The sequence below is a fragment of the Sphingomonas sp. CFBP8993 genome (genome assembly GCF_034044895.1).
GTDB lineage: Bacteria > Pseudomonadota > Alphaproteobacteria > Sphingomonadales > Sphingomonadaceae > Sphingomonas.
This window is the reverse complement of the sequence record NZ_JAXCWU010000010.1, coordinates 1-25,550: the sequence shown is the minus strand read 5'-3', so window position 1 is coordinate 25,550 and position 25,550 is coordinate 1. Positions and strand designations below refer to the sequence as shown.

General features: G+C 66.2%; 22 protein-coding genes. 7 read left to right on the top strand and 15 right to left on the bottom strand.

Annotation, left to right across the window (positions count from 1 at the left end):
- Positions 1 to 295 precede the first annotated feature (295 nt).
- Both SOM26_RS16810 and SOM26_RS16805 read left to right on the top strand, forming a co-directional pair.
- Complete coding sequence (locus SOM26_RS16810; RefSeq protein ID WP_320453868.1) at positions 296 to 1,726, top strand: glucoamylase family protein; 1,431 nt, start codon at positions 296 to 298, stop codon at positions 1,724 to 1,726.
- Between the two features lie 26 nt (positions 1,727 to 1,752).
- Positions 1,753 to 2,532: an SDR family NAD(P)-dependent oxidoreductase gene (locus SOM26_RS16805; protein ID WP_320453867.1), complete on the top strand. Its 780-nt coding sequence runs from the start codon at positions 1,753 to 1,755 to the stop codon at positions 2,530 to 2,532.
- Here the strand turns inward: SOM26_RS16805 and rarD are convergent.
- The 7 genes from rarD to SOM26_RS16770 form a co-directional block, all read right to left on the bottom strand.
- Positions 2,529 to 3,434, bottom strand: a complete 906-nt coding sequence (rarD, locus tag SOM26_RS16800) for an EamA family transporter RarD (protein WP_320453866.1) — start codon at positions 3,432 to 3,434, stop codon at positions 2,529 to 2,531. The genes SOM26_RS16805 and rarD overlap by 4 nt on opposite strands.
- A 43-nt stretch (positions 3,435 to 3,477) precedes the next feature.
- Positions 3,478 to 3,708, bottom strand: a complete 231-nt coding sequence (locus SOM26_RS16795; RefSeq protein ID WP_320453865.1) for a hypothetical protein — start codon at positions 3,706 to 3,708, stop codon at positions 3,478 to 3,480.
- A gap of 144 nt (positions 3,709 to 3,852) precedes the next feature.
- Positions 3,853 to 5,151: a dihydrolipoamide acetyltransferase family protein gene (locus SOM26_RS16790; protein WP_320453864.1), complete on the bottom strand. Its 1,299-nt coding sequence runs from the start codon at positions 5,149 to 5,151 to the stop codon at positions 3,853 to 3,855.
- A gap of 1 nt (position 5,152) precedes the next feature.
- Positions 5,153 to 6,160, bottom strand: coding sequence for an alpha-ketoacid dehydrogenase subunit beta (locus SOM26_RS16785; protein ID WP_320453899.1), 1,008 nt, complete (start codon positions 6,158 to 6,160; stop codon positions 5,153 to 5,155).
- 178 nt (positions 6,161 to 6,338) lie between these two features.
- On the bottom strand, positions 6,339 to 7,634 hold the full coding sequence (locus SOM26_RS16780; RefSeq protein WP_320453863.1) for a 3-methyl-2-oxobutanoate dehydrogenase (2-methylpropanoyl-transferring) subunit alpha: 1,296 nt from the start codon (positions 7,632 to 7,634) through the stop codon (positions 6,339 to 6,341).
- Positions 7,635 to 7,875: 241 nt separating this feature from the next.
- Positions 7,876 to 9,804, bottom strand: coding sequence for a sialate O-acetylesterase (locus SOM26_RS16775; RefSeq protein WP_320453862.1), 1,929 nt, complete (start codon positions 9,802 to 9,804; stop codon positions 7,876 to 7,878).
- A 168-nt stretch (positions 9,805 to 9,972) separates the two neighbouring features.
- Positions 9,973 to 10,827 carry an endonuclease/exonuclease/phosphatase family protein gene (locus SOM26_RS16770; protein ID WP_320453861.1) on the bottom strand — a complete coding sequence of 285 codons (855 nt, stop codon included), beginning with the start codon at positions 10,825 to 10,827 and terminating at the stop codon, positions 9,973 to 9,975.
- 152 nt (positions 10,828 to 10,979) lie between these two features.
- Here SOM26_RS16770 and SOM26_RS16765 point away from each other — a divergent pair, with 152 nt between their 5' ends.
- Positions 10,980 to 13,079: a TonB-dependent siderophore receptor gene (locus SOM26_RS16765; RefSeq protein WP_320453860.1), complete on the top strand. Its 2,100-nt coding sequence runs from the start codon at positions 10,980 to 10,982 to the stop codon at positions 13,077 to 13,079.
- A gap of 41 nt (positions 13,080 to 13,120) precedes the next feature.
- Here SOM26_RS16765 and SOM26_RS16760 read toward each other — a convergent pair whose 3' ends face one another.
- From SOM26_RS16760 to SOM26_RS16735, 6 genes are read right to left on the bottom strand one after another with little or no spacing between them, the layout of a single operon-like run.
- Entirely contained in the window at positions 13,121 to 14,083 is a 963-nt protein-coding gene (locus tag SOM26_RS16760; protein ID WP_320453859.1) for an FAD:protein FMN transferase, read from the bottom strand.
- A 2-nt stretch (positions 14,084 to 14,085) separates the two neighbouring features.
- The gene (locus SOM26_RS16755; RefSeq protein WP_320453858.1) at positions 14,086 to 14,931 is read right to left on the bottom strand and encodes a DUF4198 domain-containing protein; all 846 of its coding nucleotides are present in this window, start codon (positions 14,929 to 14,931) and stop codon (positions 14,086 to 14,088) included.
- A gap of 18 nt (positions 14,932 to 14,949) precedes the next feature.
- Positions 14,950 to 15,447 carry a DUF2271 domain-containing protein gene (locus SOM26_RS16750; protein ID WP_414712085.1) on the bottom strand — a complete coding sequence of 166 codons (498 nt, stop codon included), beginning with the start codon at positions 15,445 to 15,447 and terminating at the stop codon, positions 14,950 to 14,952.
- The gene (locus SOM26_RS16745) at positions 15,447 to 16,085 is read right to left on the bottom strand and encodes a PepSY-associated TM helix domain-containing protein (RefSeq protein ID WP_320453857.1); all 639 of its coding nucleotides are present in this window, start codon (positions 16,083 to 16,085) and stop codon (positions 15,447 to 15,449) included. Before SOM26_RS16745 ends, SOM26_RS16750 begins: the two co-directional genes overlap by 1 nt.
- A complete protein-coding gene (locus tag SOM26_RS16740; protein WP_320453856.1) occupies positions 16,082 to 16,765 on the bottom strand; it encodes a Fe2+-dependent dioxygenase in 684 nt (227 codons plus the stop codon). Before SOM26_RS16740 ends, SOM26_RS16745 begins: the two co-directional genes overlap by 4 nt.
- Positions 16,766 to 16,783: 18 nt before the next feature.
- A complete protein-coding gene (locus tag SOM26_RS16735) occupies positions 16,784 to 19,171 on the bottom strand; it encodes a TonB-dependent receptor (protein WP_320453855.1) in 2,388 nt (795 codons plus the stop codon).
- Positions 19,172 to 19,448: 277 nt separating this feature from the next.
- Between SOM26_RS16735 and SOM26_RS16730 the strand changes: the two genes are divergently transcribed.
- The 4 genes from SOM26_RS16730 to SOM26_RS16715 all read left to right on the top strand — a co-directional run bounded on the left by SOM26_RS16730 (position 19,449) and on the right by SOM26_RS16715 (position 23,295).
- Positions 19,449 to 20,711: an HD-GYP domain-containing protein gene (locus tag SOM26_RS16730; protein WP_320453854.1), complete on the top strand. Its 1,263-nt coding sequence runs from the start codon at positions 19,449 to 19,451 to the stop codon at positions 20,709 to 20,711.
- Between the two features lie 62 nt (positions 20,712 to 20,773).
- Positions 20,774 to 22,390, top strand: a complete 1,617-nt coding sequence (locus SOM26_RS16725) for an NAD(P)/FAD-dependent oxidoreductase (protein ID WP_320453853.1) — start codon at positions 20,774 to 20,776, stop codon at positions 22,388 to 22,390.
- On the top strand, positions 22,387 to 22,755 hold the full coding sequence (locus tag SOM26_RS16720; protein ID WP_320453852.1) for a reverse transcriptase-like protein: 369 nt from the start codon (positions 22,387 to 22,389) through the stop codon (positions 22,753 to 22,755). Before SOM26_RS16725 ends, SOM26_RS16720 begins: the two co-directional genes overlap by 4 nt.
- A gap of 84 nt (positions 22,756 to 22,839) precedes the next feature.
- Complete coding sequence (locus SOM26_RS16715) at positions 22,840 to 23,295, top strand: hypothetical protein (protein WP_320453851.1); 456 nt, start codon at positions 22,840 to 22,842, stop codon at positions 23,293 to 23,295.
- Between the two features lie 84 nt (positions 23,296 to 23,379).
- Here SOM26_RS16715 and SOM26_RS16710 read toward each other — a convergent pair whose 3' ends face one another.
- Positions 23,380 to 23,781 (bottom strand): hypothetical protein, encoded by a 402-nt coding sequence (locus SOM26_RS16710; protein ID WP_320453850.1) that lies wholly within the window; start codon positions 23,779 to 23,781, stop codon positions 23,380 to 23,382.
- A gap of 350 nt (positions 23,782 to 24,131) precedes the next feature.
- Positions 24,132 to 25,550, bottom strand: a 1,419-nt coding sequence (locus SOM26_RS16705; protein ID WP_320453849.1) for an IS1182 family transposase, incomplete at its 5' end; no start/stop codon positions are given.

Here is a 25,550-nt window from a genome sequence, read left to right as displayed (position 1 = left end):
CATCAACGCCACCGCCGAATCGGCACCGTGCCAAGCGTGGTGATTCGCGTCATATCGCGGCGGATCGTGTAACCGGTTACATATATTTGTCCCGGGCCCCAGAATCGCCGAGCCGCAGCGGGGCGGCTTTTCGCCGATATCCATCTGTTATCGCTGCGCTTTTCCGACTTCCCAGTCGCAATAGTCCCCTACCGCCCTGCTCTTCCCCACTGGGGGGCGTTGCGGCTACCCTTGGCGACCAAACCAGGGACGGGATCGAAAGCCCGCCCGGTGCGCAAGGACGCAAGGAGAGAAGATGTACGACCGTCGTCGGGTCCTGAATCTGGGCGGGCTCAGCCTGGCCGCACTGATGACGGGATGTGCCGGGCCGCCGCACGGCCGGATCGCGGCCCCCCGCATCATACCCCAGGTTCAACCCGATCTGATCCGCGACCTTCAGGAGCGGAGTTTCCGCTTTTTCTGGGAGACGACCGACGCCGATACCGGGCTGGCCCCCGATCGCTGGCCGACCCCGTCCTTCGCCTCGATCGCGGCGGTCGGTTTCGCGCTGACCGCCTATCCGGTCGGTGTCGTCAATGGCTGGATCACCCGTGAGGAAGCGCGCGCGCGGACGCTGACCACGCTGACATTCTTCGCCGATGCACCGCAGGGGCCGGGGGAGACGGGCTTCAGCGGCTATAAGGGCTTCTTCTATCACTTCCTGGGCGTGACCAAGGGGCAGCGTTTTGCCCGGTGCGAACTGTCGACCATCGACACCGCGCTGTTGCTGGGCGGCATGTTGTTCGCGCAGAGCTGGTTCGACGGCGATCACCCGGACGAGGTGCGCATCCGTGCCCTGGTCGACCAGGTCTATGGCGCGGTCGACTGGACCTGGATCACCCCGCGCGCGCCGTTCGTCTCGATGGGGTGGCATCCAGAGAGCGGGTTCATCAAGGCCGACTGGGACAGCTATAACGAGGGGATGCTGCTCTATCTGCTGGCGCTGGGCTCCCCCACCCATCCGCTGCCCCAGGGCACATGGCAATCCTGGACCCGGCGGTTCGAGCCGAGCTGGGGCGATCGCTGGGGCGAGCCGCATCTGCAATTCGCGCCGCTGTTCGGCCACCAGTACAGCCATGTCTGGGTCGACTTCAAAGGCATTCGCGACGATTACATGGCGACCAAGGGCATCGATTATTTCGAGAACAGCCGTCGTGCCACCTATGCGCAGCAACGCTATGCGATGGCCAATCCGGGTCGCTGGGCGGGATATGGTGCGGAGGTGTGGGGACTGACCGCCTGTGACGGGCCGGGCGATTTCACGCAGCAAATCGATGGCGTGCGGCGTGAGTTCTTCAGCTATTCGGCGCGCGGGCCGGGCGAACGCGATGACGGGACGCTTGCCCCCACCGCCGCCGCCGGCTCGATCGCCTTTGCCCCCGATATCGTCATGCCCGCGGTCAAGGCGATGCACGATCGCTACGGCGTGGGCATCTATGGCAAATACGGCTTTCTCGATGCGTTCAATCCGACGCTGACCAACGCCGCCGAGCCGTTGAAGCATGGCGAGATCGTCGCCGGGATCGGCTGGGTCGACAAGGATTATCTGGGCATCGACCAGGGACCGATCGTCGCGATGATCGAGAATCACCGCACCGGGCTGATCTGGAAGACGATGCGACGGAACCCGCATCTGCGGCGGGGATTGCAACGGGCAGGATTCACCGGCGGCTGGCTGAACGGATAGCGGCCCGTCGCGGACAGGAGGCGGCCATGCCCGACACCATATTGATCACCGGCGCATCGGCCGGGCTGGGCGCCGATTTCGCCCGGGCGCTCGCCAAGAAACCGGTGACGCTGATCCTGACCGCGCGGCGGACCGACCGCCTGGCCGCACTCGCCCGCGAGCTGGAGCAACGGCCGGGCGTCGAGGTGCATGTCGTTCCCGCCGATCTGGGCCAGCCCGAGGGGGTGAAGACGCTGATCGACGGAGTGCGCGACCAGGGGTTTGCGGTCGACACGTTGATCAACAATGCCGGATTTGGCGCGCTGGGTGACTTTGCCGAGAGCGATCTGGCGACGCAGACGGGGATGATCGACCTGAACATCCGCGCGCTAATGACGCTGACCCATGCGCTGCTGCCGCCGATGCTGGCACGCGGACGAGGGCATGTCCTGAACGTCGCATCGACCGCCGCCTTTCAACCGGGGCCGTATATGGCGGTCTATTATGCCAGCAAGGCGTTCGTGCTCCACTTTTCGGAGGCGCTGCACGAGGAGGTGAAGGGGCGCGGCGTGACCGTGACCGCCCTGTGTCCGGGGCCGACCAAGACCGAGTTCGCCGATGTCGCGGGCATGGCCGAGACGCCGTTTTTCGAGCGATTCGCCGGGACCTCCGAACAGGTGGTGCGCGATGGCCTGGCCGCGCTGGAGCGGGGCCAGGCGGTGATGGTATCGGGGCTGCTCAACCGGCTGACCGCCGTCAGCACGCGGATCGCGCCGCGCGGGGTCCTGCGCCGCGCGGTCGCGAAACTGCAAAGCGGGCGACGTTAGTCGGTCGCGACCTGCGCCCGGCTTCCTCTTATGCTGTCGATGGCATAGAGCGCACACCCGGCCCAGATCAGCGCGAAGGTGACGATGTGGACCGGCTTCAACGGTTCACCGAACAGCAGCACGGCCTGCGCGAATTGCAGGGTCGGTGCGATATATTGCAGCAGACCCAGCGTCGCATAGCGCATCCGCCGGGCCGCCGCCGCGAACATCAGCAGCGGCGCCGCCGTCACCGCGCCCGCCAGGATCAGCAGCATGTCGAGATGCCGATCCACCCCGAACGCCGCCGTGCCGTTGCCGCTCGCCTGGAACAGCACGAACAGCGCAGGCCCCGCGAGCAGCAGCGTCTCGACCGTCAGCCCGCCCAGCGCGTCGATCGCGGCGATCTTGCGCACGAAACCGTAAAAGCCGAACGACAGCGCCAGCGCGAGCGAAATGCCGATCGCCCCGCCGCCGCTGATCGCCAGCACCGCCACGCCGACGCCCGCGATACCGACCGCGATCGCCTGCCCCCGCCGGATCCGCTCGCCCAGCAGCGTGACGCCCAGGATCACGTTGACCAGCGGATTGATGAAATAGCCCAGGCTGGCTTCCAGCACATGGTTGTTCTGGACCGACCAGATATAGATCAGCCAGTTGACCGCGATCAGCGCCGCGCTGGCGCATAGCAGCAACAGGGTGCGCCCACGCGCCGCTGCGGCGATGGCCTTGCCACGCCGCAGGACCAGCACGACGACCGCCAGCAGCAGGAGCGACCACAGGATGCGATGCGCCAGCACCTGAAGCGCGGGCACGCCCGTCAACAATTTTAGATAAAGCGGCAATATGCCCCAGCTGACATAGGCGCCGATGCCCAGCAACAGGCCGGTGCGCGCATGTCGGGCGTCAGGTCGAGCGGTCGTCATGCCGCCCCTGTCGACGCTCCGGGCGTCGATGGCAAGCCGCGCTTCAGCCCGCGACCATGCCCCTCACCTCGACCACACCGCCCAGATTGACGACCCGGCCCGACACCATGCCGGTGATCCGCACCGACGCCCCGCGCTCGACGATGACGTCGCCTGCGATCATGCCCTTGATCGTCGCGTGAACGCCGGGCGTCACGATGACGTCACCGCCGACCATCCCGCGCACCGTCCCGTCCGACGTCATTTCCAGCGATCCGGCCAACATCCCGCGCATGGCATCCTCCTGCTTTGAGTTCAGGACGCGCGGGTGAGGGATAGGTTCACGCGTGCGCTTTGACGTCGCTCAGCGTGAACGGCTGTCAGGATCTTGGCCCCCGCTCCGTTCAGCCTGAGCGAAGTCGAAGGCCAAGGGAATCCCTCAATCCGCGAACAGCATCACCGGCGTCTCGAGCAAGTGCTTCAACGCCTGGACATAGCTTGCCGCATCATAGCCGTCGACGACGCGGTGATCGCAGCTGATCGACAGGTTCATCAGCTTGGCCCGTGCGATCGTCTCGCCGCCGCGCCCGTCCGAACGGAACACCGGCCGCTCGACGATACGGTTGGGCCCGATGATCGCGACCTCGGGCCGGTTGATCACCGGCGTGGTCGCGATCCCACCGAGCGGCCCGAGCGAGGTGATGGTGATCGTGCCGCCGCCCATGTCACCGCCGGCGATGCTGCCCGCGCGGGCGGCTTCGGCCAGGCGGCCGATCTCGGTGGCGAGCTGCCAGACATTGCGGCTTTCGGCGTTGCGGATCACCGGCACCATCAGCCCCGCCGGGGTCTGCGTCGCCATGCCCATATGCACCGCACCCGAACGGTTCACCACGCCCGCTTCGTCGTCATAGCGTGCGTTGAGCATCGGAAAGTCGGGCAGCGTCTTGCAGATGGCGACGATCATCAGCGGCAGCAGCGTCAGCTTGGGCCGATGGCCCCGCCCCGCATTCAGTTGCGCGCGCGTTTCCTCCAGCGCGGTGACGTCGATTTCCTCGACATAGGTGAAGTGCGGGATGGCGCGCTTGGAGGCGGCCATGTTCTCGGCGATGCGGCGGCGCATGCCGATGACGCGCACCGCTTCGTCCGCGCGGGGCGCACGGGCGGGCGTATATCCCTGGCTCGAGCCATAACGCAGGAATGCGTCGAGATCCGAGTGACGGACACGGTCGCCCTCGGCAGGCTTCACGCTGGCGAGATCGACGCCCAGATCCTGCGCCCGCGCACGGACGGCGGGTGAGGCCAACACCTTCTTCTCCTGCTCCCTCTCCCCTTGTGGGAGAGGGTCGGGGTGAGGGGCGGCCACGGGGGACGTCGCTTGCGGCTCCCCCTCAACCCGCCCCTCTCCCACAGGGAGAGAGGGAGTTTGCGCTTCTTCGACGCCGGGGTTTTCGGCTTCGAGCACCGCCTCTTTCGTCGCGGGCGACGCGTCCTCGACCGCATCAGTCTCGATCACCATCAGCGCCGCGCCGATCGGCACCTGGTCGCCGACCTCGCCGGCCAGCTCGACGATCGTGCCCGACACCGGCGACTCCATCTCGACCGTCGCCTTGTCGGTCATCATGTCGGCAACCGACTGGTCCTCCTCGACCCGGTCGCCGAGCTTGACGTGCCACGCGACGATCTCGGCCTCCGAGATGCCTTCGCCGATATCGGGCAGGCGGAAGGTGAAACGAGCCATGTCAGGCGTCCTTCAACAAGGTCTTGAGTGCCTGGCCGATACGGACCGGGCCGGGGAAATAGGCCCATTCCAGGCTGTGGGGATAGGGCGTGTCGAAGCCGGTCACGCGCGCGATCGGCGCTTCGAGGTGATAGAAACAGCGTTCCTGGACCAGCGCGGACAGCTCTGCGCCGAAGCCCGCCGTCCGGGTCGCCTCATGCACGATCATGCAGCGACCGGTCTTCCTGACGGATTTCTCGATCGCCTCGATATCGAGGGGAATCAGCGTGCGAAGGTCGATGATCTCGGCATCAACGCCCATGTCGGCGACGACGGCGGCACAGACATGGACCATCGTGCCGTAGCACAGGATCGTCACCGCCTCGCCCGCACGGACCGTCGCCGCCTTGCCCAGCGGAATCTTGTAATATCCGGTCGGCACCTTGCCGCCGGAATGCTTGGACCAGTTCTCCGCCGGGCGATCCCAATGGCCGTTGAACGGGCCGTTATAGATACGCTTGGGTTCGAAAAAGAGGACGGGGTCATTGTCCTCGATGGCGGCGATCAACAGGCCCTTGGCGTCGTACGGGGTCGCCGGGATCACCGTCTTGATGCCCGAGACATGGGTGAAGATGCCCTCGGGCGACTGGCTGTGCGTCTGGCCGCCGAAGATGCCGCCGCCAAAGGGCGAGCGCACCGTGATCGGTGCGGTGAACTCGCCCGCCGAGCGATAGCGCAACCGCGCCGCCTCGCTGACCAACTGGTCGAGCGCGGGGTAGATATAGTCGGCGAACTGAATCTCGGGCACCGGGCGCAGGCCGTACGCTCCCATGCCAACCGCGACGCCGATGATGCCGCATTCGGTGATCGGCGTGTCGAAGACGCGGGTCTTCCCGTATTTCTTCTGGAGGCCCGCCGTCGCGCGGAAGACGCCGCCGAAATAGCCGACATCCTCGCCCATCACGACCACATCCGGGTCGCGCGCCATGACCACGTCCATGGCGGAGTTGATCGCCTGGATCATGTTCATGCGGGAGGTTTCGCCCGCTTCGGGCGCGGTTTCGGTGTTAAGATCGCTCATCGATTATCTTCCACCCCGGCGAAGGCCGGGGTCCAGTTACGAGACGATGGGAGACGCCCGACAGCCTGCGACCGCAAGGACGTGGCGACTGGACCCCGGCCTTCGCCGGGGTGGTGCAAAACCCCCATCATTTCCGTGCCCATGGCCGTCCGCTCGCCTGTTCCTCGTCCAGCATCTGCTGACGCTGCTCGCGCAGATGCCATGGCATTTCCTCGAAGACGCCATCGAACATGCTGTCGAGCGGCTGGTGCAGGCCGTGGCCCAGAATACCGTTCGCCTCGGCCTCCTTCTGCGCGGCGCGGACCTGTTCGGCGACTTCCCGGTCCTGCGCGGCATGGGCGTCCTCGTCCCATTCGCCCAATGCGATCAGATGGTCCTTCAACCGCCGGATCGGATCGCCCAGCGGCCAGGCCGTCGGCTCTCCTGCCGAGCGATATTGCGTCGGATCGTCGGAGGTCGAGTGGCCTTCGGTGCGATAGGTGAAATGCTCGATCAGCGTCGCGCCCTGGTTGGTGCGCGCCCGCTCGGCCGCCCACTGCGTGGCGGCATAGACGGCCAGCGCGTCATTGCCGTCGACCCGAAGCCCCGCAATGCCATAGCCGATCGCACGCGCGGCAAAGGTGGTCGCCTCCGCGCCCGCGAAGCCGGAGAAGCTCGAAATCGCCCACTGGTTGTTGACGACGTTCATGACAACCGGCGCGCGGTAGACGGCGGCGAAGGTGCAGGCCGAGTGGAAGTCGCCCTCCGCCGTCGAGCCTTCCCCGCACCACACCGCCGCAATCCGGGTGTCGCCCTTGGCGGCCGAGGCCATCGCCCAGCCGACGGCTTGCGGATATTGCGTCGTGAGGTTGCCCGAGATCGAGAAGAACCCCGCTTCCTTCGCCGAGTACATGATGGGCAACTGCTTGCCACCCAGCCGATCCGCGCTGTTGGAATAGATCTGGTTCATCATGTCGACCAGCGACCAGTCGCGCGCGATGAGCAGCCCCTGCTGGCGATAGGAGGGGAAACACATATCCTCGTAATCCAGCGCATGGGCAGCGGCGACGGCGACCGCCTCCTCGCCCAGCGCCTTCATGTAGAAGCTGGTCTTGCCCTGGCGCTGCGCGCGGAACATGCGCTCGTCAAAGGCGCGGAGCAGCACCATGTGGCGGAGCATCCGGCGCAGGCCATCGGGCGAAAGCTTGGGATCCCAGGGGCCGACGGCGCGACCCTCGTCATCCAGCACGCGGATCAGCGTATAGCTGAGTTCGTGGAAGCTGTCGGCAGGCGCGGCGGTGTCGGGGCGGCGTTGCGCACCGGCGGGCGGAACCTCGACACCGGCGAAGTCGACCGCGTCGCCCGGCCGGAATTTCGGCTCGGGCACGTGCAACTGCAACGGGGCCAGGTTGGCGCGCGAAATGCCTTCTGGCGGCACGGCCATGCTCTCTCCTCAACGCTTCGCCCGATTCCGCTCGGGTCGTTTCTATCTTTCAACTGAATGACATTTTATTTCAAGCGCCTTTTGAGGGCGCCGGTCGGGGGAACGGGTCGGGTGGTGGGATTTTTCCGGCTTGGCTGAACGACCCTCACCCTTCCCACCCGCTATTGCGGGCGGGCCCCTTCCCTCTCCCATTGGGAGAGGGAGGGAGGCGCGAAGCGCCGGAAGGGTGAGGGTGTAGCGATCAGTCCCCCGTGATCACCATCTCGAACGGCACCACCGGATGCGGGGCTTCGTCATAGAAATTGACCACCGGTGCATCGGCCCAGGCATAGCGGACACGCACATCGCCGGGGCGCGCATCGGCCAGCCGCACTTCGGCCCCGTTCACCGTCGCATTGGCATAACGGCAGGTGCTGGCATCGCACAGCTCGAACCCGATCGGCGCGGCGGCGCTCCAGGCGTGAAGCGCGCCCTGCACGCCGTTGAAGCGCAGCACCACCTCACCTTGGCCCCGCGTCGCCGAAGCGATCATCGGCCCGGAGGCATTGGCGCGGTCACCCTCCATCAGATGCTGTTCGGCAAAGACCAGCCGCTTGGCCAATTCGTTCTTGTCGGCCGGGTGGATGTCGTTGCGCACGCCGATATCGATCGTCGTCGCCAGCGCGGCATGAGGATCGCGCAGCACCGCCAGCCGCTGCGTCTCGCGCAAGGCCGCCCAGCCGCTATTGTCGATCTTCACCGGCGGCGCGCCGAAATTGGCGAGCTGGACGATCAGGAAAGGCAGGTTCGGGTCGTTGAACTGGCGCCGCCATCCGGTCATCAGCGATGCGAGACGGTCGCCATAATCGGCGCGCCCCACATCCGACTCGCCCTGATACCAGGCGACGCCCTTCAGCCCGATCGGCCCCAGCGGCGCGATCATGCCGTTGTACAGCGTGCCCAGCCCGGCATGGCTCTCCCACGGGCTGCGGGGATAGCTCTGGTCGCCCGCCTTGTAGACCGAATAGCGCCAACCGGTGCCGAGCGGGATCGGCGCGCCGCCCGCAGGGGTGAACTGGATGCGGTCGGCCGGACCGAACATCCCGCCCGGACCATAGGTGTCGCCCAAGCCCACGACGATCTCGTTACGCCCCTTCCTCAGCGCCGAACGCGGCACCGTGTAGCGCCGCCAGTCGCCCCAGCCGAAGGTCGCACCGACGACCACGCCATTGACCCAGACCGTATCGAGCTCGTCGATCCCCGCCAGCTCGATCACCCCGTCGCCGGTCGGCGCGGTGGACAGGTCGAAACCCTGCCGGAACCAGACGAGGCCGTTATAGTCGGCCAGTACGGGGACGCCCCATTCCTCCCACGGGCCGAACTTGGGCACCGGCGTCCAGCTCAGGCGGTCGGGCGCGTTCCACGGCTCCTGCCCGCGCTTCGTGCCGCTGGCCTTGCGCCACCAGTCGCCCCAGCGATCGCCGAACGCACGCAGACCCGCCGCATGGTCGCGCGCATACAGCGCCAGCAAATCGGCATCGGTGGACAGTCCGGGCAGCTTGCGCGAGTCGGTCGCGGCGATCCAGGGCAGGATCTTAGTCCCGCCCCAGCTCGAATCGATCGCGCCCATCGGCACGCCCGACTTGGCGGCGAGGTCCTTGACCATCAGGTAACAGGCGGCCGAGAAATTGGCGACGCTGGCGGGTGAGGCGGCGGCCCAGACGGGGCGTTTTTCCAGCGGCTCGTCGGCGGACAGGCCGACATGATGCGCCACGTCGAGCAGGCGGATACGGTCATTGGCCGCGCCGCCGACCAGCCCTTCGCCGTTCAGCGCCTGCTTGGTCGGATATTCCATGTTCGACTGCCCCGAACATAGCCAGACATCGCCGACCAGCAGGTCGTCCATCGTGTCGGCCGTGCCGTCCTTGCCCGTGGCGGTCAGGGTCAGCGGGGTGGCGGTCGCCGCCATGGCGGGCAGGGTCGCGCGCCAGCGGCCCTTGGCATCGGCGGTCGCGGTCGCGGTGGCCTCGCCCAGCGTCACGGTGACGCCCTCGCCCGCATCCCCGGTGCCCTCGACGATGATCGGGCGGTCCCGTTGCAGGACGGCATGGGCGCTCATCGGGGTCAGGATGTGCGGCCGCGCCTCCGCCATCGCGGGCCAGGCCGCCGCGGTGCCCAGAAACAGTGCCAAACCCAGGCGCCGCCCGGCGCCGGACCGTGAATGCCCCATCCGCATGTCATCCCTCTCCTATGCCCGGCACGCGCACGATTCCGCGCCGCCAAGGGTCATGTCGCGATCATAGGAGGGGCCCAATGATAACGCTATCGGGAAACGATCCTCCCCGGCACGGGAGGGATTTCAGCGCTCGTTCTCGAACGACACCACCGCCTGGATCGGGAAATGGTCGGACGGATAGGTCTTGCCCCGATGATAGGTATCGGTCGCGATCGCGTCCGCCTTGAATCCCCGCAGGAACAGATAGTCGATCCGCCGATCGGGCGTGCCGGTAAAGTCGTGGAAGGTCATCTCCGGCCCTTCGCGCCGCACGGCGGCGGGCCAGGCATCGGTCAGCGCGCCTGCAAAGCGACGATAGGCCGCCGTATCGGGCCGCGCGTTCATGTCGCCCGCGACCACCACCGGCAGGTCCTTCGCCAACGCAGGCAGTCGCGCCAGGATCAGCGCCGCCGCCTTGTCGCGCGCTTCGGCATCCTCGTCGCGGTGCGCCAGATGCGTGTCGAGGAACAGGAAGCGGTGCGGCCTGGCCTCCTTCGTCTCGAACACCGCCCAGTTCGCCATGCGCGGCAGGTCCGTGCCCCAGCTCTGGCTGCCGACGATCTCGGGCGTGTCGGACAGCCAGAAGTCGCCATGCTCGATCAGGGTCAGGCGATCGGGACGATAGAAAATCCCCATATGCTCATTGTCGTGCCCGCCCCGCCGGTCGCGCCCGAACCAGCGATAACCGGGCAGCGCGCGGGTCAGGTCGTCACCCTGGCGCTGGAGCAGTTCCTGCGTCCCGATCACATCGGGTGCAGCCCGGCGGATCAGTTCGACCATCACCGGCCGCCGCACCGCCCAGCGCTCCGCCCCCTCGTCCGAGGCATAGCGAACATTGAAGGTCATGACCTTCAACGGCTCGGCCATCGCTCCCGGCGCGGCGAGCAGACCCGCCGCCAGCACCGCCACCGCTCCGATCGTCCGCCCCAGCACCGTCATTCCGATCACCCTTCCCGCATTCCAGCCCACCCCCATGACGCCACCACATGGCAGGGCCGTGACACCACCCGCACCAATAGCATGCCAGTTTATGATTGAGAGTTATTATCATTATCGATATTGGCTGCGCCGAAATCGATTGGGAGCTCTGAATGGCGAACATGATCTGGCGTGCGATGCTGCTGGCCGGGGTGGCGATGGGCCAGACGGCGGGCGCGCAGACGCTGGCGGCGCCGGCGGAGCAACCGGGCGAACAGACCCAGGCGGATGTCGTCGTCACGGGCCTGCGCGATGCCAATGCCAGCATCACCGGCACCGACACGCCCCCGACCCGCTATCCGCAGTCCCTGCGCGTCATCGACCGCGCGCTGATCGACCGGGTGGGCGCGACTCGGCTGGACGACACGATCGACCTGGCGGGCGGCGTGTCGCGGCAGAACGACTTTGGCGGGCTGTGGGACAAATATGCGATCCGCGGCTTTGCCGGAAACGAGAATAGCGGCCCGGACATCCTCATCAACCGCTTCACCAGCAATCTGGGCTTCAACGCACCGGTAGATGTCGCGACGGTCGAGCGGTTCGAATTCCTGAAGGGCGCCGCCGCCGCGCTGTCGGGACTGGGCGAGCCGGGCGGGTCGCTCAACATCGTCACCAAGGCGCCGACCGCCACGCCACAGGGAGAGGCCTCGCTCAGCTATGGCAGCTGGAACCGGGTGCGCGCGACCGGCGATATCAGCGGTCCGGTGACGAGCACGCTGTCGGCGCGGCTGATCGGCGTGGCGGAGGAGGGCGACAGCTTTCGCGATTATGTCCACACCGACCGGCTGCTGATCGCGCCCTCGCTGTCGTTCACGCCGACCCAGGACCTGCGCTTCCTGTATCAGGGCGAGTTCATGCGCAACCGCGCGCCGCTCGATCGCGGCGTGGCGGCGATCAAGGGCAACGCGCGCGCGATGGACCGCGACACGTTCCTGGGCGAGCCCGCCGATGGCCGCATGACCCAGCGCATGTTGTGGCAGCAGGGCAGCGTCTTTGCCGCACTGAACGACCGCATCTCGTTGGAGGCCGGTTTGTCGAGCCGTGACGGCTTCCTCACCGGCTATGCCACCCAGGTCGATTTCGGGGCGCGCGGCGTTCAGGCCGATGGCCGGACGATCGGCCGGTCGCGGCGCTTCCACGATTTCCGCTGGCAGGACCTGACCGCGCGTGTCGAGCTGACCGCCAAGGCGGACTGGCTGGGCCTGTCGCACGACATCCGCGTCGGGGTAGACCGGGTGCGCCACGGCATGGACTTCCGCATGGACCAGGCGCGCGGGCGGCCGGGCGCGCCGATCCTGACCATCGACGCCTTCGATCCCGTCTATGGCCAGCCGCTGCCGGTGCCGACTCCGTTCCAGGACCGCCATCACTCGTTCCGCAGCGAAAGCATCTATGCGCAGGACCTGATCCGCTTCGGCGACTTCACCGCGCTGATCGGCGCGCGCTGGAACAGCTTCCGCGAGACGATGACCAATTACCTGCGCGGCAATCTGGTGCTGGAGACGGTCGATCGCGGCATCACGCCGCGTGCCGCGCTGACCTGGGCGGCCAGCCCGCAATTCTCGCTCTTCGCCAGCTGGGGCCAGTCGCTGCGCCTCAACCCCTCGGACGGGATCAGCAGCTTCGATGCCGAGCGCAGCAGCTCGACCGAACTGGGTGCGAAGTACAGCCTGTTCGGCGGCGCGCTGACCGGTCAGACGGCGCTGTTCACCATGACGAAGCGCAACGTGCTGAACCCCAATGCCACGGACGTCTTCGTAAAGACGCAGATCGGACGCCAGCGCTCGCGGGGCGTCGAGACGGTGGCCGACCTGCGCCTGACCAGCGGCCTGACCGGCACCGCCACCTATACCTTCACCGACGCGACGGTGCGCAACGACAAGAACGCCGCGCTGATCGGTACGATGCTGTCCAACGTGCCCAAGCATCTGGCGGCGCTCGACCTGCATCAGCGGCTGGGCATGGTGACGGTCGGCGGCGGGGTGACGCATGTGGGCGCACGCAATGGCGATCCCTTCGCCAGCGGCTATCGCCTGCCCGGCTATACGGTGGCGCGGGTGGATGCGACCTGGGCGGTCAATCCGCGCTTCGACGTGCGGCTCGACCTCGATAACCTGTTCGACACCTACTACATCGCCAGCAGCTATGCCGATGTGTGGACGATGCCCGGCGCGCCGCGCAATGTCCGAGTGACGCTGCGCGGACGGTTCTGATCTGATTCCATTCCTCCCCCCTGCAGGGGAGGAATGGTCTTCTAGCCGAGCATCGCCTTGAGCGGCTCCGTCATTACCTCTTCCACCATATCGCCCCGGCGCACCAGGATACGCGCCGCGACCTGCATCGGCGCCAGCGGCGACAGGTCCGGATACGAAACCGCCACCGCCGTCGCCAGCGCATCGGCGAGCATCGCGGTCGACGCGATGACGTGCACGCCGATCACCCCGTTCGTCGGCGGATAGCCGGTGCGGGGGTCGATGCCATGCTCCCCCTTGCGATAGGTGCCGCTGCCCGCCACCGCCATCTGGTGCAGCGCGACGCGCATCGGGGCCAGATCGGCATCCGGCGGGGTTTCGAGATCGACCCACCAGGGATCGCCATCGGGCCGCATGCCCCGCCCGACCAGCTCGCCGCCGACCTCGACCAGGCAATGGCGATGGCCCAGCGCCGCCAACTGGTCGGCGACCGCATCGGCGGCATGGCCCTTGGCGATGCCCGACAGGTCGAGCGCGACGCCCCCCGCCTGCCACAGCCGCGCCGCCCCCGCATCCCAGCGCAGCCGTCGCCAGCCGCTCGCCAGACGGGACCGGTCGACCGCCGCCGCGTCGGGCACCGGCTGCGGCCCTTTCGGCCCATGTCCCCACAGGTCGACCAGCTGTCCGATCGCCGGATCGAATGCCCCGTCGCTCAGCGCCGCGATACGCAGGGCCGCATCGATCACCGCCGCGAAATCGGGCGGCAGGGCGGTCCAGCTATCCGGTGCCGCGCGGTTGAAGCGCGACAGCACGGACAAGGGGGCCCAATGGCTCATCTGCGCGACCAGATCGTCCAGTCGCGCCTGGATAGCCGCACCCACGCCCTGCGCCGCGGGTACATCGCGGGTGGCATAGAGCACCCGCCACATGGTCCCCATCGTCTCGCCACCCAGCGTCACGACCGCCGCCGGGTCGCCGCATGCCACGGCATCTGGGTCGATTCGGGGCGGCAGGATGATCCGCATCGTTACGGCGTCATCACTTCCAGCGTGGTGGTGTAGCTCATCCGCCGCTGCGTCGCGCGCGGCGCGGTGGCCTTGTCGTCCGTCGCGGTCGCGTTCAGCCAATACATGCCCGCCGTCGGCCAGGCATAGCTCAGCACGCCTTGCGCATCGGTCGTCACCTCCTTCGCGCCCTCGGCGTCGCGGTAGCGCTTGCCGCCGGGGACGATGGTGACCTTCAGATTGGCTGCGGGCTTGCCATCGATCAGGAAGCGGAACTTCGCGGCCTCGCCCGCGACCAGTTCGTCCGGGTGGGTGACGGGATCGATCTCCAGCCCCTTGCCCGTGGGTTTCAGGACGGTGCGGGTCGGCTCGCCCGCCGTCACGAAGATCTCGTTGCGCGCGCTCGTCTCGGTCAGCGTCACGTCGGTGGCGTTGGCGGGAATATCGGCGACGGTCAGCGGCGGCTGGCGCACACCGTTGGGGCCCGGCGGGCCGCCGCGTCCGCCGACGCGCTTCTCGACGCCGTCGACCTTGAAGCTGCCCATGATGCCCGACATCTCGCTGCCGATCTTCCAGGTGCCAGGCTTGTCGAGCTGCACGTCGAACACCGAGCGATAGCGGCCCGTCGCGCCGTTCTGGATGCGGCCGGGCGTGCCGTCGGGCTGCCAGACCTTCACCATCTCGATCCGGCCGGGCTGGTGGTCGGCATAGAACAGGTCGTTGGACACGGCGCTGTCGACCGTCACCCAGCTATCGGTGCCCGAAAAGATCGTGCCCGAGGGAAGCAGCCACATGCGATGCGCCGAGGCGAGGCCGGGAATGGCCAGCAGCGCGGCGGCGGCCAGCAGTTTGAGGCGATGGGTCTTCATGTCGGTCCTCCCCTTTTGTCAGCGTGCCGAAACGGTCACGGTGCCGAGTTCATGGCTGCCCGCCCCGCGCCCGTTCGGGTTCGGCACGGTCAGCGGCACCTGCACCAGCTCGCGACCGCCCGTCTCGCGCGCAGCCTCGACGTTCAGGACGTACTGGCCGGGCTTCAGGTCGGCGGGCAGCGGGATGGCGTGGGTGCCGGGCGCACGGGTCGCGCCGCTGACGCCGTTGGCGGGCATCGCCATGCTCCGCCCACCTTTCCGCCACCAGGCGCGCAAGTCGGCCAGCCATTTGGTGCCCGGCTCGCCGCCCGTCTTCTTGACGTCGTACCACACCGCCAGCGTACGCGCCGGACCGCCGGTCGCGGGCTCCAGCCAGACCGCGACATAAGGCTTGTGATATTCGGCGACGTTCAGCCTCGGGATGGTGACATTGACCGTCGCGGCGCTCGCCACCCCCGGCAACGCCACTACGCCCAGCGCGAAAACAGCGGTCGATCGCATCGTGATATTCTCCATCAGTGCAGGAAGAAGACGGCGATCGCCGCCGGAATCAGCAACCCCGCCGCCACCAGCGGCCAGGTCGAGGGACGGTGCCGTGCGTGCATCTGGAGCAGCAGCAGCCCGGTCAGGGTGAAGATGATGCACGCCACCGCGAATACGTCGATGAACCAGAACCAGGCGGCACCCGCATTGCGCCCCTTGTGTAGGTCGTTGAGGTACGAGACCCAGCCGCGATCGGTCCGCTCCGCCGTGATCGCGCCGCTCGTCCGGTCGATGCTGACCCAGGCATCGCCGCCGGGACGCGGCATGGCGACATAGACCTCGCCGTCCGACCATTCGCCGGGACGCCCGGCGGGGTCGAGATCGACGGCACGTTCCACCGCCTCGGCGACACGCGTCGGCAGGGGCGCATCATTCGCCTTGGGATTGGCCAGCAAGGGACGCAGGCCGGGCGCGAGCAGGCCGCTCTTCTGCACCGTCCTGGGGTTCGCGGAAATGCTGGCGGCATGGTTGAGCGTCAGCCCGGTGATCGCGAACAGCATCATGCCGACCAGCGACACCGCCGCGCTGATCCAGTGCCAGGTGTGGAACTGCTTCAACCACCAGCTGCGCCATTTGCGCTTCTTCGGTTTCGCCATGGTCGTGACGGTCATGCGTCGGCCCAGCGGCGCAGCAGGTTATGATACACGCCGGTCAGCTCGACCACCGAGCGATCCCCCTGCCCCTTGTCCGCGCCCACCCGCTGCACCGCGCGGTCCAGGTCGAACAGGATGCGCCGCTCGCCATCGTCGCGCACCATCGACTGGATCCACAGGAAGGAGGCGACTCGGGTGCCCCGCGTGACCGGCTCGACCCGGTGCAGGCTGGAGGCGGGATAGAGGACCGCGCTTCCGGCGGACAGCTTCACCCGCTGTTCGCCGTACAAATCCTCGACCACCAGCTCGCCGCCGTCATAGGCGTCCGGGTCCTCCAGGAAGAGGGTCAGCGACAGGTCGGAGCGCATCCGGAAATCGCTGCCCCGCTTCAGCCGTACGGCATTGTCGACATGGACGTCGAACGCCTGCCCGCCCGCATAGCGGTTGAACAGCGGCGGATAGACCTTCAGCGGCAGGGCGGCGGCCACGAACAGCGGCGACCGGCCCAGCGCATCCAGCACCATCCGCCCCGCCTCGACCGCGGCGCCCGAATCCTCGGGCAATTGCTCGTTGCGCTTGGCGAGCGCCGCCTGCGGGCCGGACGTGGCGTTGCCGTCCGCCCAAGGGCCGCCGTCGATGACGCGGCGGACCTGGGCGACCCCGGCGGGATCGAGGATATCGGGAAGGACGATCAGCATCGACGAAGGCTAACCCGATCAGAAATTGGTGAACAGGCTCAGCGTGGCCTGGCGCCGGTCGCCCGGGATCGCCCAGCCGCCGGTGACTACGCCCGTCGTCGCATTGACGTTGTTGCGCACGCCCGTCGCGTATTTCTCATCGGTGAAGTTCTGGACGTTCAGCTGCAACGTCCAACGCTGCGCGATGGTATAGGCCAGATACGCACGGTGGATCAGGTAATCGTCGACCCGGTACTGGGTGCGGTTGAGCAGCACCGGCGCATTGGTCGCGAACGATCCCTGATAGGTCAGGCCGTATCCGACCTCCAGGCCGAAGGGCAGCTTGTAGGTGGTGAACAGGCTGCCCGAATGCTTCGGCGTCTGGATCAGCTGGCTGCCGGCCTGCGGATCGACCACGCCCGCCGCCTTGTCGCGGTTGGAGATGCTCTGCAGCACCTTGCCGTCGAGATAGGTATAGTTGGCGAAGATGGTCCAGGCCGGGGTGATCGCCCCAGACACGCCCAGCGCGACGCCGTCCACCCGGCTGCGCCCGTCCAGCACCTGGAGCCCGGCGGGCAGCGCGGGGTCGTTGGAGGGGACGCGGTAATTGGTCCGCTCGTTGCGGAAGACCGCCGCCGTCAGCTCCAGCCTACGACCGAGCAGCCCGGCCTTGACCCCCGCCTCGTAATTCTTCGCGGTTTCCGGGGCCACGGCGCACGGGTTCGCGGCGGTCGCGGTCGACGGCACGCCACAGCCAAGCCGGACGGTCGAGGACGACGGCGTCCTGGCATTGCCATAGCTGGCATAGAGGCTGACCGCCTCGACCGGATGGAAGACGCCGCCCGCGCGCCACGAGAACAGCTTTTCACGACTGACCTGCGGTGCGGCCTGGAGCGCGGTCAGCTGGGTCGAGCCGGGCGGCACGATGTTGAGCGGCAGGGCGCGGAAATTCGCCTCCTGATATTCCCAGCGTACGCCGCCGTTCAGCTCGAAGAAGCGGTTCAGCTCCAGCGTGTCGAAGGCATAGACGGCCAGATTGTGCGTCTCGCTGCGCGACTGGGCGGTGATCGTGCTGTTGATCGGGCCGGTATAGTTGGTGTTCGGGCTGGCGATGGCGATCAGCGGCAACGGCGACACCGCGCTGCCATTGGCGTTGCGCAGCAACGAACCCTGGGTCAGCCGGTAATTCTCGATCATCCCCGACATGCCGATATTCAGCACATTGTGGAACCCGCCCTTCGCGCCCGCTTCATGGCGCAGGTCGATCTGGTCGGTCAGCATCTGGTTCTGCTGGTCGCGCACCAGGCCGCGCGGACCCGAGGGGAGGTAGAAACCGGCGGGCATATTAGCCGGGCACGCCGCGCCCCCACTGGCACCCGGCGTCGCGGTGATCGGCTGCAACCCCGTCGAGCCGAGGCAGAAAGTGCCCTGCGGCGCGCTCGTCACGCTGTACTGCGTCACCTGCTGCCAGCGGGTCAGGTTGCGCACGCTCCAATGCTCGTCGATCTGATGGCGGAAGGTCGCGGTCAGGCGATCCACCGTGCTGTCCTGCCGGTCGAGATTGGCGATGCCGAAATAGGCGTCGCGCTTCGCCCCCGGTACGAAGCCGTCGACCACGCCATTGTCGAACCACGGGATGCCATAGACAGGTGTGTTGCGGTCTTCCTGATGGACATAGGCCAGCGTCAGGCTGGTCGGCCCGTCGATGCCGATCGTGACCGAGGGCGCGATGCCCCAGCGCTCCATCTTCTCGACATCGCGGCCGGGCACGTCGTTATGGTGGTAGGCGCCGTTCAGGCGCACCGCGACCAGGTCCGATACGCGGACATTGCTGTCGATCGCGCCGCGATAATAATTGTCCGTGCCCACCGAGCCCTGCACGATGGTCAGCGTCTCGGGCGTCGGCACCTTCGAGACCAGGTTGATCGTACCGCCGACCGATCCCGATCCGTTGAAGACGCTGTTCGCGCCGTTATAGACCTCGACCTGTTGCAGGTTGAACGGGTCGGTGCGGCTGTATTGCGCGCTGTCGCGGATGCCGTCGATGGTGACGTCGTTGTTCGCCGAATAGCCGCGCAGGTTGATCGAATCGCCATAGCCGCCGCCGCCTTCGCCCGCCCCGAAGGTGATGCCCGGTATCGTCTGGAGCACGTCGCGCAGCGTCTGGAGGTTCTGTTTCCGGATGATCTGTTCGCTGACCACGGTGATCGTCTGCGGCGTGTCGAGCAAAGGCGCGGTCGCCTTGGGGCTTTCCAGAGTCGCGGCGGTGGCGCGTTGCCCGGTCACGACGACGGTGTCGCGCTGGCCGGTGGCGTCCTGTCCGCGCGCGGCGGCGCTGTCGGCGCGCGGCGCGGTCTCGGCCAGCGCGGTGCCGGGGGCCGTGGCCAGGAACCCGACGCACGACAGGGCGATAAACGAATGTGACATAAAGCTTCCCCTTCGCCGACGGCCGCTATTGCGAGACAATCGCATTGTCAATGCAAGTGATAATGATTCTCATGGCTTGGCGTCAGCAGGGGGATCGGTCGCTGTTCCGCGACACGAATGCGGGCCACGGCTCGGCCGCAAAAAATAAAATACGCCGCCCAATATGCCCGAAATGGCCAATAATGCCGTTTTACAGCGCGTTATGGCAGCCGCCGGGCCGTGGCGGGCCTTCCGCCGTGCAATCAATATTTTACGGGTCCTGTCCTATCCCAAGTCTATGATAGAGAGGTCTAATCCAGGTCGGTTTCTCCGTATTGCCGGAACCCAGGTGGAGCGGGGCATGTACATCCACACGCTGCATTGCGGGTGGCTGCAGAACCCATTTTGGCGAAAATCCTTCCTGCTGGTGCATGACGCCGATCGCGACAAGATCCGTGCGACCGTCCCGCATGTCACCATCGACTTGACGAAGGGGCGTGGCCTGACGCTGGTCGCCAGCCGCGATCTCCCCGACGAAGCACCCGTTCCGGCTGCGCCTGTCGCCACCATGATCCGTCCCCGGCGCCGCAAGCCCCAGACCGAGACCGAGCGGGCCGCCGACACCGCCAGCCGCGCAGCCGAGGCGATCTCGGCCCTGTTCGGCCAGGCCCGGTTGGGTCGCGCGATCCGTCTCGACGACCTGGCCCCGACGGTCGATGAGATCGCGCTGGCGATCACCCCCGGCCCCGCCGCGATGCTGGCGGTCACCCGGATGAAGGACCAGGACCACTATACCTATATCCACTCGGTCGCGGTCGGTGCGCTGATGATGGGGTTGGCGCGCCATCTCGGGATGAGCGAGGCCGATATTCGCGTGGCGGGCATGGCGGGGCTGCTCCACGACATCGGCAAGATGCAGATCGAGCCGGCCATCCTCGACAAGCCGGGCCGCCTGACCTCCGACGAGCTTGTCCGCATTCGCATGCACCCCGGCCTGGGCCACGGCATCCTGCTCGACAATGACGATCTCGACCCCCGCATCCTGGACGTCTGCCGCCACCATCATGAAAGGATGGACGGTGCGGGTTATCCCGATGGGCTGAAGGACGAGGAGCTCAGCCTGTTCGTCCGCATCTCGGCGGTCTGCGACGTCTATGACGCGGTCACCTCGATCCGCTCGTACAAGCCCGCCTGGTCGCCGCACGAGGCACTGGCCCAGATGCTGCGATGGGAAGGGCATTTCGCGCCCGAGATCCTGCGCGCCTTCATCGCCAGCCTGGAGATTCAACCCTTCGGCGCGCTGGTCCGGCTCCACTCCAACCGGCTGGGCCTTGTGGTACGAGAGGGCGATTGCCCGACGACCCCGATCGTGCGCACCTTTTTCAGCGTGCCCGACCAGCAGCTTATTCCGCCCCAGGATGTCGCCACCCGCGACGATCCGATCCTGCGCTCCGAACGCGGCGAATACTGGTTCGCCGACCGCTGGCCGACGCTCCAGGCCGAGGTAATGGCCGAGGCCGCGATGCCCGCGCCGGCGCTGCCCCGCGCCATGGGGATGTAGCGCTTCGAGGTGGACCAAGCGGGTGATGGCGGGAGCCCGCGCAATTCTATATGGCGCACGGGATGATCCGCCTCAGTGAATTGAAACTGCCTCTCCATCATGCGGACGAGGCCCTGCCCGCCGCCATCTGTCGCCGGTTGCGCGTGACGCCACGCGAACTGGTGCGCTTCGTCATTGCCCGGCGTGGGCATGACGCGCGCGACAAGAACAATATCCAGCTCGTCTATTCGGTCGATGTGAACCTAAAGAACGAGGCCGCCGTGCTGGAGCGGTTCCGCCGCGACCGCGACATCCAGAAGACGCCCGACACCCGCTATCACCTGCCCAGCGCGCCGCCCGCCGGAGCCAAGCGCCCCGTCGTCATCGGTGCGGGCCCTTGCGGCCTGTTCGCCGCCTTGGTGCTGGCGCAGGCGGGATACCGCCCGATCGTCTTGGAGCGCGGCAAGGTGGTGCGCGAACGGACGCAGGACACCTGGGGCCTGTGGCGGCGCAGCGTGCTCAACCCCGAATCCAACGTCCAATATGGCGAGGGCGGCGCGGGCACCTTTTCGGACGGCAAGCTCTATAGCCGGATCAAGGACCCGCGCCACCTGAACCGCAAGGTGCTGACCGAGTTCGTCAAGGCGGGTGCGCCGCCCGAGATCCTGACCGAGGCGCATCCGCATATCGGCACCTTCCGCCTGGTCACCATGGTCGAGAGCATGCGCGCGACGATCGAGGAACTGGGCGGCGAGTACCGCTTCTCCACCCGCGTCGACGGGCTGGACGTCGAAACCGACGGATCGGGCCAGCGCCGGGTGCGCGGGCTGCACCTGAACGGCGGCGGCTATCTGGAGGCCGACCATGTCGTGCTCGCCATCGGCCATAGTGCGCGCGACAGCTTCGCGATGCTGCAGGCGGCGGGCGTGTATGTCGAGGCCAAACCCTTTTCGATCGGCGTGCGCATCGAGCATCCGCAGGGCTGGATCGACCGCGCGCGCTTCGGGCATCAGGCGGGCCATCCGATCCTGGGCGCGGCCGAATATCACATCTCGCACCACTGCCAGAATGGGCGGACGGTCTACAGCTTCTGCATGTGCCCCGGCGGCACGGTGGTCGCCGCCACCTCGGAAGAGGGCCGCGTCGCGACCAACGGCATGAGCCAATATTCGCGCAACGAACGCAACGCCAATTCGGGCTTCGTCGTGGCGATCGACCCGGAGCGCGACTTTCCCGGCGATCCGCTGGCGGGCCTCGCGCTGCAACGTCATTGGGAGGAGCGCGCCTATGTCGCGGGCGGCTCCAACTACAAGGCACCGGCGCAGCGGGTCGGCGACTTCCTGGCCAAGCGCCCCTCGACCAGCCTGGGCTCGGTCACGCCGTCCTATCGCCCCGGCGTGACGCCGACCGACCTGTCCGAGTGCCTGCCCGACTTCGCGATCGACGCGATGCGCGAGGCGATCCCGGTCTTCGGCCGCCAGATCGCCGGATATGACCACCCCGACGTGGTGATGACCGGCGTCGAGACGCGCACCTCGTCCCCGGTCCGCTTCACGCGCGGCGAGGACGGGCACAGCCTGAACACCTATGGCCTCTACCCGGCGGGCGAAGGCGCGGGCTATGCGGGCGGCATCCTGTCGGCGGCGGTCGACGGCATCAAGACCGCCGAGGCGGTCGCGCGCAGCATCGGCGCGGTGTGAAGGTCTTCTTCGACGGCGGCTGTCGCCCCGGCGGGATGGAATATGCGGTGGTGGTTGGCGGACAGGCGCATGTCGAACGCGACCTGGGGCCGGGATCGGCGATGGAGGCCGAATGGCTGGCCCTGATCGCTGCGACCCGCCTGGCGGTCGAGTGCGCCGTCAGCGATGCGATCCTGCTAGGCGATGCCTTGGCCGTCATTTCCCAAGCGAACGGCAAGGTGCGCGTGCCACCGCTCTGCCGCCCCTATTTCGAACACTGGTCCGCCCTGCCCCATCCCGCGCGGTTGCGTCTGCGTTATGTCAAACGGACGCAGAACCTAGCGGGGATCGCGTTGGAGCGATTGCGACAAACAATAGGGAATTGATAGGCCGTGCCCTGATCGCAGCATGTCTGATTAGGGTGGGAAGCGGACATTGCAGCCCCGTCTTCCAATTGATAGCAATTACTTATGACCGAGCACCAGTCGACTTCCGGGGGCGCTATTTACAACCACTTTTTTGAGCACGGCGAGGTGCGATCAGAATTCACAAAGGAATATATCTCGTTGTGGTCGGGTTGGCTCGGAATGGAACGGCTGAACCTGCTAGATGAAGTCTCCGAAGTTGAATGGTTGAGTTTCAACCAAATGTTGCTGGCTACCTTTAAAGCCTTCCGCATGGGGGTTGCCAGCCGTGCAGCGGAAACCGTCGAGTTTCCTGCCGAGCTTGAGCCACTGCTGGACGACTATCAGGCATCCATGCAGAAGGACGGGTCGCAGTTCTCCCAGTTCGTCATCCCGGGGTTGGATTGCGTGTTAACGGAGGAATGGGATTACATCTACATACTGTGGCATCGGAATAATGGGGCGTTAGAAGCCATTGAGCCACTACTTGGTGACGCAAAGCTCAAGCATTTCTCAGATTAGCGCGCACATTGACCGCATGCTCGATCCTGCCTCTTGAACGTCCGCAATTGGGCGATAACGGAACGTCTGCCAGGGAGGACAGACTCACCGCATGCTGCGAAGCTGATCTAAGGTCGATTCAAGCTCTTTGTAGGTCTGGTCACGTATGCCAGTGCAGGTGAAGCAGGGAGCAACCAGCGCAACAAGCGTCGTCAGCATCGAATCAAAGCTGGCGAAGCCTACAGACAGCCCATTGTCCCATACGACCTCACATGGGCCGTCTAAATGCGCTTGGAGCGATAGGCTTGTGCTGTATCCAGTCAAGGCTCCAATATGCGTCCAGCCATCACTCCACCGCTTAGGGTAGGAAGAGGCAAATACTTCATTTTGCCACACAATCGATATAGCCGTTTGCTTCTCCAAATCCAAGCTTCTAGTAATATTCTCTGCAAACCCGAACAGGAAAATGGTCTTATCGTACAGCGTAGCTCCATTTGCCTTAACCAAGAAAGCCCCTAGCTCCTTTGGAAGCGGGCGACCCAAAATCTCTTGGCAACGCTCCCACTCAATTTGATCAAGCGGCCTGTAAAGGCAGTGGAGGAATGCAAGTGGCCCTTGGTCCGGGAGATTCCTTATAAGCCGCGTTCCGTTGGGCAAAGCGTGGGATGAGCCATCCTCACAAACTGAACATGCCGCTAGCAGTTCTTCGTAGACCAATCGATGCACGACATTCTCCCTATGCGGCCGGACATACCACATCGGCAGATGTCAGCTATTGGGCCAGGCCGTGTAAAAACGGCTTCACAGCAGCTGGTCAGTATTTTCGGCGCGGCGCGTTGAAGGTTGAGCGTTGGCGCTCAGCTCTGAATTGCTGCGATCATTGCCCGGACGCCGAGGATGGCAATCAGCCGCTTGAAGTTATAGGCCAGGATATGGAGGCTGGCCTCCGTTCTGACATTCTTGAGCGTTTTCGTTTGGAAGTGCGTCGAGCCCATCCATGCTTTCAGCGTGCCGAACGGATGTTCGACAGTCTGCCGGCGGATCCGCATGGCGTCTGGCGCACGATCGAGGCGCCGCTCCATCGCCTCGACGACCGCCTCATGTTCCCATCTTTTGACCCGGCGTTCCTTGCCGGTCGTGCATCGGTCATGAAGCGCGCATGTCTGGCAGTTCGAGCTCCAGTAGCTATGGAGCGTCATACCGGCCTCGACCGACGTGTACCGATAGATCAGGTCTTCGCCGGCGGGACAGCGATAGACGTTTTCCTGCTCCAGATAGACGAAGTCCTGCTTGCCGAAGCGACCTTGCGCCTTCGCCCCTGAGGTCAGCGGCCTGGGCACGAAGGCGGTAACGCCCATCCCATCGCAGGTCCGGATGTCCTCGCCCTTGAAATAGCCCTTGTCGGCAATGGCATCCAAGGCCTCCACCCCCATGGCGTCCTTGGCTTTCGCCGCCATGGGGGCAAGTTGCCCGCGGTCATAGCCGATGTTCAAAAGCTCGTGCGCGACGATGAGGTGATGCTCGGCATCGACGGCCGCCTGGAGATTGTAGCCGACGATGCTCGTGCCGCGCCCCGCACTCGCCATGGCGCGGGCGTCTGGATCGGTCAGCGACACCTGCTGGTCCGGCGCATTCCGGACTTCCTCCTCGCGTACCGCAAGATCGCGCAACTGCGTGCGCAACCGGGCGATCTTCTCCGTCAATCGCTTCGCCTTCGGCTCGGCAATGTCACTTTCTTCGCGGTCGGCACGATCAAGCGCGTCGAGATACCGGTCGATATTGTCCTGCACCTGCTTCATCCGCGAGGCGACCTTCGCGGCCGTGTAGTTCTTGTCGCGGTTGTTGACCGCCTTCATCTTGCTGCCATCGATGGCGACCACCGCGCGCGTGAACAGCCCCAATTGCCGGCACAGAACGATGAACTGGCTGCACACCGCCCGGATCGCAGCGCCATTGGCCTGGCGGAAGTTGGCGATCGTCTTGAAGTCGGGCGCCAACCGCCCCGTCAGCCACATCAATTCCACGTTGCGCTGCGCTTCACGCTCGAGCCGTCGGCTCGACTGGATCCGGTTCAGATAGCCATAGAGGTAGATCTTGAGCATCGTCGCCGGATGATAGGCGGGCCGTCCCGTCTCAGCCGGCGTCATGCCCGCGAACTCCAGCGCCTTCAGATCCAGCGCATCGATGAACGCCTCGACCGCGCGAACCGGGTTATCTGCCGATACGTAATCATCAAGCGATGCAGGCAGCAGATAGTCCTGCCGACGGTCTTCCCC